Source organism: Vibrio sp. M250220 (assembly GCF_036533795.1).
Classification (GTDB): Bacteria; Pseudomonadota; Gammaproteobacteria; order Enterobacterales; family Vibrionaceae; genus Vibrio.
In genome coordinates this window covers 1-1,773 of record NZ_JATABI010000119.1, presented here as the reverse complement: position 1 = coordinate 1,773, position 1,773 = coordinate 1, and the positions used below count along the sequence as shown (strand labels likewise).

Below are 1,773 nucleotides of genomic sequence, written 5' to 3'. Positions count from 1 at the left end.
ACCTCTGGGGTCGCTTTCACTAGCCTCGGAGAAACACTCAATAGCTGATTATAAGGGGGATACAAAAAAATCGGTTCTTGTTCCATTACCCCAGGTAGCTGATAAAGCTGCCTTTCTAGGTCAGGAATGCAAGCACCTTCCACCAAAAGGAATAGTTGCTCTGATTTTGACAATTCAAATGATGGATTCATTGCGTATTACTCTGGCTGACGTAGATAATATCTTCTGTATTAAACCGAGAATAACGACCGCTCAATAAGCAAGCAATGGCACAATGAAAAATTACTAATTTTCTGACTTAAAAAGAAAAACTAGGCAAAAAATGTCGAAGTAAGATCACTTTTTCTCTATCTATGCGAGCGAGAGAAGATTTGAGCCGTTCTTGGACCATTTCCAATGCCACTTTTTCAGGAGGTCGAGAAATTGCTTTTCTTAATTAACAGCTTTTCCTAATTGGCAATGAATCGTATTTGGACATTTATTTACCAGTGTTTAGCAACTAATGAATAACTACAGGTATGGCAAAGCTAGCTATGAAGTGCTAGTGCGGTAAGTAAAATCGCACTAGCTAAAAAATTGGTTTAGGTTCACACTAAGTTAAATTGGACATATTTTTAGCGACATCCTCTGCACCTCTTTGTATTTCATCGATCACTGAAGATACAGTGTATAGTTGTTCATTTGTATCTATTGCAGAGACTCTAATTTTCCCCATTGATTCGGATATTTTATTCGTCAAAATTACATTTTCAGAGACCACTCGGCTAATTTCAGCTGTTGAGCCTGATGTCTTGGAAGCTAAAACCCTCACTTCATCAGCCACAACAGCAAAACCACGTCCATATTCACCAGCTCTTGCTGCTTCTATTGCCGCATTTAAAGCCAGTAAGTTCGTTTGATCAGCAATGCTACCAATAACTTGGACGATATTTTCAATGTTAGTTGAGAGTTCATTGAGCTTATTTATTAGTTCGACGGAGCTTTCCACTTGTTGAACTGCGTCTAGTGATTGTTCTTGAACTTTGTTTATTGATTTTTTACCATCCGTTGCTACTTGTTCAGTTTCAACGGCCGTTGTGTAAGCAATCGATATGGCCTCATTTGAAGCCTCCTCTTGAAGGACCTCTGGTGTAATATCAGTAGCAAACTTAACCACTTTATATACTTCATTTTTATCGTTGAATATTGGGTTGTAAGACGCCTGAATCCAAATTCTATCGCCTAGTTTTGATTTTCTTAAAAAACGCCCACTAAATGCTCTCCCACCTTGTAACTCCCTCCAAAAATGAGGATTTTCTTGATAAAAATCGTCAAAACAAAGCATTTTATGATGCTTGGTTACGACTTCATCTTGTGAATAACCTAAAGTACTCAGGAATGCATCGTTTGCATTAATTACCTCTCCAGAAGGTGAAAATGTGATAACGGCAAACGTTCGGTCTAATGCACTTAATAACTCACAATCTTCAATGCTTCTTACATGTTGTTCTGTAACATCAGAGGCGACTTTAGCAACTTTTATAACTTTTCCGTCAGAGATTATCGGGAAATACGTTGCCTCAACAAATATTTCATTTCCTGATTTATTAAGTCGGGAGAAAACTCCACTTTGCGCTTCCCCTGAAGCTAAATAACTGTTCCTAAATATAGATCACTGGTTTGTAGAAAAAGAAGGGAACTCGGTACCGTTTGAGCGATCTGATCAGTCGCCAAACATACAAACCTACAACCGTTACCGAGTTCTCATGATTCTAACATTACCTGACCGCGCAG

General features: G+C 38.5%; 2 protein-coding genes. Both read right to left on the bottom strand.

Translation table 11 applies throughout. The annotated features are described in order from the left end of the window. Positions 1-191: DUF4123 domain-containing protein (locus tag QTN94_RS19735; RefSeq protein ID WP_331428623.1), on the bottom strand; the 191-nt coding region annotated here is incomplete at its 3' end. Positions 192-592: 401 nt separating this feature from the next. Next, positions 593-1,423: a methyl-accepting chemotaxis protein gene (locus tag QTN94_RS19730; protein WP_331428624.1), complete on the bottom strand. Its 831-nt coding sequence runs from the start codon at positions 1,421-1,423 to the stop codon at positions 593-595. Positions 1,424-1,773 lie beyond the last annotated feature (350 nt).